General features: G+C 68.7%; 8 protein-coding genes. 7 read left to right on the forward strand and 1 reads right to left on the reverse strand.

What is annotated here, in order from left to right:
* Nucleotides 1-17: 17 nt before the first annotated feature.
* The 3 genes from AC07YZ_RS24370 (at nucleotide 18) to AC07YZ_RS24380 (ending at nucleotide 3200) form a co-directional block, all read left to right on the forward strand.
* The gene (locus tag AC07YZ_RS24370) at nucleotides 18-1211 is read left to right on the forward strand and encodes an acetyl-CoA C-acyltransferase (RefSeq protein ID WP_494796651.1); all 1194 of its coding nucleotides are present in this window, start codon (nucleotides 18-20) and stop codon (nucleotides 1209-1211) included.
* A gap of 157 nt (nucleotides 1212-1368) precedes the next feature.
* Complete coding sequence (locus tag AC07YZ_RS24375; protein ID WP_494796652.1) at nucleotides 1369-2037, forward strand: SDR family oxidoreductase; 669 nt, start codon at nucleotides 1369-1371, stop codon at nucleotides 2035-2037.
* A gap of 35 nt (nucleotides 2038-2072) precedes the next feature.
* Entirely contained in the window at nucleotides 2073-3200 is a 1128-nt protein-coding gene (locus AC07YZ_RS24380) for an acyl-CoA dehydrogenase family protein (RefSeq protein ID WP_494796653.1), read from the forward strand.
* Between the two features lie 160 nt (nucleotides 3201-3360).
* Here AC07YZ_RS24380 and AC07YZ_RS24385 read toward each other — a convergent pair whose 3' ends face one another.
* Nucleotides 3361-4059 (reverse strand): glutathione S-transferase N-terminal domain-containing protein, encoded by a 699-nt coding sequence (locus AC07YZ_RS24385; protein ID WP_494796654.1) that lies wholly within the window; start codon nucleotides 4057-4059, stop codon nucleotides 3361-3363.
* Between the two features lie 171 nt (nucleotides 4060-4230).
* Here AC07YZ_RS24385 and AC07YZ_RS24390 point away from each other — a divergent pair, with 171 nt between their 5' ends.
* From AC07YZ_RS24390 to AC07YZ_RS24405, 4 genes are read left to right on the forward strand one after another with little or no spacing between them, the layout of a single operon-like run.
* Nucleotides 4231-4665, forward strand: a complete 435-nt coding sequence (locus AC07YZ_RS24390) for a rhodanese-like domain-containing protein (protein WP_494796655.1) — start codon at nucleotides 4231-4233, stop codon at nucleotides 4663-4665.
* Nucleotides 4662-5066: a YchJ family protein gene (locus tag AC07YZ_RS24395; protein WP_226490106.1), complete on the forward strand. Its 405-nt coding sequence runs from the start codon at nucleotides 4662-4664 to the stop codon at nucleotides 5064-5066. Before AC07YZ_RS24390 ends, AC07YZ_RS24395 begins: the two co-directional genes overlap by 4 nt.
* A gap of 5 nt (nucleotides 5067-5071) precedes the next feature.
* On the forward strand, nucleotides 5072-5728 hold the full coding sequence (locus AC07YZ_RS24400; RefSeq protein WP_494796660.1) for an HAD family hydrolase: 657 nt from the start codon (nucleotides 5072-5074) through the stop codon (nucleotides 5726-5728).
* 9 nt (nucleotides 5729-5737) lie between these two features.
* Nucleotides 5738-6649, forward strand: a complete 912-nt coding sequence (locus tag AC07YZ_RS24405) for a hypothetical protein (RefSeq protein ID WP_494796656.1) — start codon at nucleotides 5738-5740, stop codon at nucleotides 6647-6649.
* Nucleotides 6650-6843 lie beyond the last annotated feature (194 nt).

Consider the following 6843-nt stretch of genomic DNA (forward strand, 5'->3'; position numbering starts at 1 on the left):
TTTCAAAGGAGATTCTCATGACCACCACCAACCCCGATCCCGTCGTCATCGTCGGCGCCGCCCGCACCCCCATGGGCAGCTTCCAGGGCGATTTCGCCAGCCTCGCCGCGCACGACCTTGGCGGCGTGGCCATCAAGGCCGCCGTGGCGCGCGCCGGGGTGGACGCCGCGCTGGTCGACGAGGTGCTGTTCGGCAACTGCCTGATGGCCGGCCAGGGCCAGGCGCCCGCGCGCCAGGCCGCGCTCAAGGGCGGGCTGCCGCTGTCGGCCGGCGCGGTGACGCTGTCCAAGATGTGCGGCTCGGGCATGAAGGCCACCATGCTCGCGCACGACATGCTGCTGGCCGGCAGCGCCACCGTGATGGTCTCGGGAGGCATGGAGAGCATGACCAACGCGCCCTACCTCATGCTCAAGGGCCGTGGCGGCTACCGCATGGGCCACGACAAGATCTACGACCACATGATGCTCGACGGCCTGGAAGACGCCTACGAACCCGGCCGTTCCATGGGCACCTTCGGCGAAGACTGCGCCGCCAAATACAGCTTCACGCGCGAGCAGCAGGATGCGTTCGCCATTGCCTCGGTCACGCGCGCCAAGGCCGCGATCGAGAACGGCGCCTTCGCCACCGAGATCGCGGCCGTCACGGTGAAAGACCGCAGCGGCGAGCGCGTGGTCGGCATCGACGAAGGCCCGGGCCGGGTCAAGCTCGACAAGGTCACCAGCCTCAAGCCCGCGTTCAAGAAAGACGGCACCATCACCGCCGCCAGCAGCTCGTCCATCAACGACGGCGCCGCCGCGCTGGTGCTGATGCGCCAGTCCACCGCCACCCGGCTGGGCTGCAAGCCGCTGGCGCGCATCGTGGCGCACGCCACCCACGCGCAGGAACCCAACTGGTTCGCCACCGCCCCCGTGGGCGCTACGCAGAAACTGCTGGCCAAGACCGGCTGGGCCGTGGGCGAGGTGGACCTGTGGGAGATCAACGAAGCCTTTGCCGTCGTGCCCATGGCGCTGATGACCGAGCTGTCCATCCCGCACGAGAAGGTCAACGTCAATGGCGGCGCCTGCGCCCTGGGCCACCCCATCGGCGCCTCCGGCGCCCGCATCGTGGTCACGCTGCTGCACGCGCTGAAGGCGCACGGCGGCAAGAAGGGTGTGGCCACCTTGTGCATCGGTGGCGGCGAGGCGACGGCGATGGCGATAGAGCTTGTGTGACATGAAACACCCCCGCGCCGCAGTCCGTGATCACCCCGTCGCGCTGCGCGCGTCCCCCTCAAGGGGGCGCCACTGGCGGCCCGGCAGAGCCGGTTCCGCGGTGGCCTGGGTCGGCACCGCGCGCTTCGTCGATTTTTTGTAGGAACGCCTGAACGTCATGAGCACAGTTCTCGTCATCGGTGCCTCGCGTGGCATCGGCCTTGAGTTCGTGCGGCAGTACCTTGAGGCGGGCGACCGCGTCATCGCCACCGCGCGCGACGACGCTGGGCTGGAGCAACTGCGGGCACTCGGTGCCGAGGCGCTGCGGCTGGACGTGGCGCAGCCCGCGAGCGTGAGCGCGTTGTCCTGGCAACTCGATGGCGAGAAGCTGGATGTGGCGCTGTATGTGGCCGGCATCATCCACCGCGCCGGCGCCACCTCGCCGCCCACGCAGCAGGCCTTCGACGAGGTGATGCACACCAACGTGCTGGGCGCCATGCAGGTGATCCCGCAGGTGCTGCCCATGGTGGAAGACGCCCGGGGGGTGTTTGGCGCCCTGTCGAGTGCCATGAGCCAGATCGGCAGCGTGCCGGGCAGCGGCTCGTGGCTGTACCGCGTGAGCAAGGCGGCGCTGAACATGGCCGTGAGCAGCGCGCGATTCGATTACCCGCAGGCCCGCCTGGTGGCGCTGGACCCGGGCTGGGTGCAGACCGACATGGGCGGCGGCGGTGCGCCGCTGAGCGTGGCGGCCAGCGTGCGCGGCCTGCGCGCGGTGCTGGCCAGCGTGGGCCCCGAAGACAACGGCCGCCTGATCCACCACGATGGCCGGCGCGCCGACCACTGGTGAGCCGGCCGGACCCGATTCACAACGAAAGAAACCCGATGCTGCTGACCCAAGACCACGTGATGATCCGCGACGCCGTGCGCGCCTTTGCCCAGGAACAGCTCTGGCCCAACGCCGCGCAGTGGGACAAGGAGCACCTGTTTCCCACGGCGGCGCACCGGGGCCTGGCCGAGCTGGGGGCGTATGGCATCTGCGTGCCCGAAGAACTGGGCGGCGCGGGGCTGGACTACCTGACGCTGGCGCTGGTGCTCGAAGAGATCGCGGCCGGTGACGGCGGTACCAGCACCGCCATCAGCGTGACCAACTGCCCCTACAACGCCATCCTCATGAAGTACGGCACACCGGCGCAGCAGCGGCAGTGGCTGGTGCCGGCGGCGCGCGGCGACATCCTGGGCGCCTTCTGTCTGACCGAGCCGCACGTGGGCTCCGACGCCTCCGGCCTGCGGACCACGGCGGTGCGCGAAGGCGATGAATACGTGATCAACGGCGTCAAGCAGTTCATCACCTCGGGCAAGAACGGCCAGGCCGCGGTGGTGATCGCCGTGACCGACAAGGGCGCGGGCAAGAAGGGCATGAGCGCCTTCATGGTGCCCACCGACAACCCAGGCTACGTGGTCGCGCGGCTGGAAGACAAGGTGGGCCAGCACAGCAGCGACACCGCGCAGATCAACTTCGACAACTGCCGCATCCCGGCCGAGAACCTGATCGGCCAGGAAGGCGAGGGCTACAAGATCGCGCTCTCCGCGCTCGAGGGCGGGCGCATCGGCATCGCGGCGCAGAGCGTGGGCATGGCGCGCAGCGCGCTGGAGGTGGCGATCGCCTACGCCAAGGAGCGCCAGAGCTTTGGCACCGCCATCTTCAACCACCAGGCCGTGGGTTTCCGCCTGGCCGACTGCGCCACGAAGCTCGAAGCCGCGCGCCAACTGATCTGGCACGCCGCCGCCCTGCGCGACGCCGGCCAGCCCTGCCTGAAGGAAGCCGCCATGGCCAAGCTCTTCGCCAGCGAGACGGCAGAGCAGGTCTGCTCCGCCGCCATCCAGACCCTGGGTGGCTATGGCTACGTGAACGACTTCCCGCTGGAGCGCATCTGGCGCGACGTGCGCGTGTGCCAGATCTACGAAGGCACCTCGGACGTTCAAAAGATCATCATTCAGCGATCACTCTGAGCGCCCCCCGCGCCGCCTGCCGGCACCACCATCGGCCTGAGCGATTTCCAGACCGGGGTGTGCGCCCTGGCCATGTCGCTGGGCCGGCTGGAGATGTTGTCTTTCCTGGTCCTGTTCGCGCCCGGTTTCTGGCGGAAGCAGACGCGGCCTTGCCTCAGCCTCATGCGGGGATGGTGAGTCCGCGTTGCACGGCCGGGCGGGCTTCGAAGGCCGCGAGCACGCGTGCGAGTTCCGGGAAGTCCTTGAAACCCACCAGCTCGCCCGCGCCGTAGTAGCCGACCAGGTTGCGCACCCAGGGCCAGATGGCGATGTCGGCGATGGTGTAGGCCTCGCCCATGATCCAGTGGCGCCCGGCCATGCGCTGGTTCAGCACGCCGAGCAGGCGCCGGCTTTCGGCCACGTAGCGGTCGCGGGGGCGCTTGTCTTCGTAGGCGGCGCCGGCAAACTTGTGGAAGAAGCCGAGCTGGCCAAACATGGGACCGACCCCGCCCATCTGGAACATCAGCCACTGCAGGGTCTCGTAGCGCGCGGCGGGGTCCTGCGGCAGGAACCGGTCGGTCTTCTCGGCCAGGTAGATCAGGATCGCCCCCGATTCGAACAGCGCCAGCGGCCGGCCGCCCGGTCCCTTGGGGTCGAGGATCGCGGGGATCTTGTTGTTGGGGTTGAGCGAGAGGAAGGCCGGCGACATCTGGTCGTTGGTGTCGAAGCTCACCAGGTGCGGCTCATAAGGCAGGCCGGTTTCCTCCAGCATGATGGACACCTTCACGCCGTTGGGCGTGGGCAGTGAATACAGTTGCAGGCGATCGGGGAATTGCGCGGGCCATTTCTGGGTGATGGGGAAGGCAGACAGAGCGTTCACGGCAGGTCCTTGTGGGTGGCAAGGCAGGGTGGGTGACAGAGCCGCTATTGAACACCGCCGCGCAAAAGCCCTGCCCGTGCGCGCTCATGGAATCTGGCGTACGGGGCGGCGGGCCGATCCGGTGGCGCACGGATAATGGCCGCCAGACGGAAGACACAGGAGACCACACCCATGCCCATCACCAAAGGATTCCGCGCGCTCGTGGACGAAGCCACGGCGCAGATCACCACCTACAGCGTGGCCCAGGTGCGCGAACGGCTGGAGCGCGACCCGACGCTGCAGCTGGTGGACATCCGCGACGTGCGCGAGCTCGAGCGCGAAGGCACGGTACCGGGCGCGGTGCACGCGCCGCGCGGCATGCTGGAGTTCTGGGTGGACCCGGCGTCGCCGTATTTCAAGCCCGTGTTCGGCGATGAAAGCAAAGAATTTGTGCTGTTCTGCGGCGCGGGCTGGCGCAGCGCGCTGGCCACCAAGGCGCTGAAAGACATGGGCATGGACAACGTGGCCCACATCGACGGCGGCTTCACCGAGTGGGTGAAGCAGGGCGCCCCCACCGAAACGCTCGAAGCTCACAAGGCCCGGCACGCGGCGCGCAAGCCCGCATGAGCAGAGTGCCTGTGAGCGCCTGCCCCTGTGGCCGGACCGACGCGCGGGGCAAAGCCTGCGCGTTCGACGCCTGCTGCGGGCGCTACATCGACCACGACACCCCGGCGCCCGACGCCGAAAGCCTCATGCGCTCGCGCTACAGCGCCTTCGTGCTGGGGCGTGTGGACCACCTCGCCGCCAGTTGGCACGCCAGCACCCGCCCGGCCGACCTGACGCTGGAAGAGGGCGTGAAATGGCTGGGGCTGGACGTGCGATCGCACCGCGTGATCGACGCCGACCACGCCGAGGTCGAGTTCGTCGCCCGCTCGCGCGTGGCAGGCCGTGGGCAGCGCCTGCACGAGCGCAGCCGCTTCGTGCGCGAGGCTGGGCGCTGGTTTTATGTGGATGGAGATCTGAAGTGAGTGCGATGTTCGAAGCGGTTCTTTTCGATTGCGACGGCGTGTTGGTGGACAGCGAGCCCATCACCAACGGCGTGTTGCGCCAGATGCTCAACGAGGCCGGCTGGGCGCTCAGCCAGCCGGAGTGTGAGCGCATCTTCATCGGCAAGGCCGTGCGCGACGAGCGCGAGCGCATCGAGCGGGAGACCGGTCGACCGCTCACCGACGACTGGATGCGCGCCTTCTACGCCCGGCGCGATCAGCGCCTGCGCGCCGAGCTGCAGACCGTGGCCGGTGCGCTCGACGCGGTCATCGCCGCCCATGCGCATGCCAAAGGCCGCATCGCCTGCGCCTCCGGCGCCGACCGGCCCAAGGTCGTGATGCAGATCGGCATGGCCGGCATGGCGCCGTATTTTGAAGACCGCATCTTCAGCGGCCACGACATGCCACGCTCCAAGCCCGCGCCCGACGTCTACCTGGCCGCCGCAGCCCACCTGGGCGCCGACCCGTCGCGTTGCCTGGTGATCGAAGACACCGCCACCGGCGCCCAGTCCGGCCTGGCCGCCGGCGCCACCGTCTGGGGCTACTGCCAGCACGGCCACGGCCGCGCGTTCGACGGCCTGCCCGTGGCGCGGGTGTTTCGCCACATGGACGAGCTGGCGCGGGCCTTGCCCGCACTGCGGTAAAAACGCCCCATGCCTATCCACTTCACCCGCCGCCAACTCCTGGGCCTCAGCGCCGCCCTGCCACTCTGGCCCATCCTGCCGCTCGCCGGCCTCGGCCTCACCGCCTGTTCCACCGTCGAAACCACCAGCGTGCAGGCGCGCCTGCGGGGCAAGTCGATCACCGTCATCAGCACCATCGGCACTACGCTGCGCCTCTCCTGGCGCGGCACCACCTTGTTCAACAACGAGCTGGGCGAAGCCTTCGTGCCCGACTGGGGCTACAAGGAGCAGCTCGAAAACCGCACCGTCGAACTGCTCAAGGCTTCCGGGCGTTTCTCCAGCGTGCAGCGTGCCACCATCACCGCCACCCGCCGCGAGGAAGCGCTCAAGGAACTGAAGGAACTCAAGACGCCGACCGACCACGTGCTGCTGATCTCGGGCGCGCCGTCGGCCGACAGCATCTGGGCCACCCGCGAAGGCTTCTTCGGTCTGGGCATCGCGCAGCGCAGCATCGTGCGCCTGGGCACCGAGTCGGTAGCCCACGCCTCGCTGCGCGTCGACCTGCTGGTGCCCAGCACCTTCGGCGCCGTGCTCGGCGAGGCCACCGTCTCCACGGCCCAGCGCGTGCCCGCGCCCGCGCTGCTGATCGGCCCGCGCCTGAACGACGACAACGCCGCTGCTGCGCGCGAGTCGCTGAAAGTGCAGGTGGATGCGGCGGTGCAGAGTCTGGTGAATCAGCTCGTGCTGGGCAAGGCGGCGCCTGCTTCCCCACCGGCCGCTGCGCCGGCTTCTTCGACACCGAAGGCTGCAACGGCCCCCGCAGTGGCGCCGGCGACACCATCGAACAACGCATTCCCGGTGACCTCGCCGAACGTGGAGGGCAGGGGTATTCCGGCGCCTTCGGGGGCAGGGGTGTCGGACGGGGTGCCTGCGGGTCGTTGACGACGCGATTCTTTCTCCCGCATATTCGGCCGTGCTTGGTTCGCGCCGAATCCGGTCAACGGTTGGGCGTTGCCACATGCCGGTTGAATCGGTGTACGGACGACTATCGGCCAATTCTGTTGAAAAACTCGGTTTTGACCCGCACCGTGGAGCCGGGCTGAATCCGCCGCGATCAGAGTTGAGTTCATTTCGCG

The organism is Hydrogenophaga sp. GW101-3F08 (assembly GCF_059424585.1).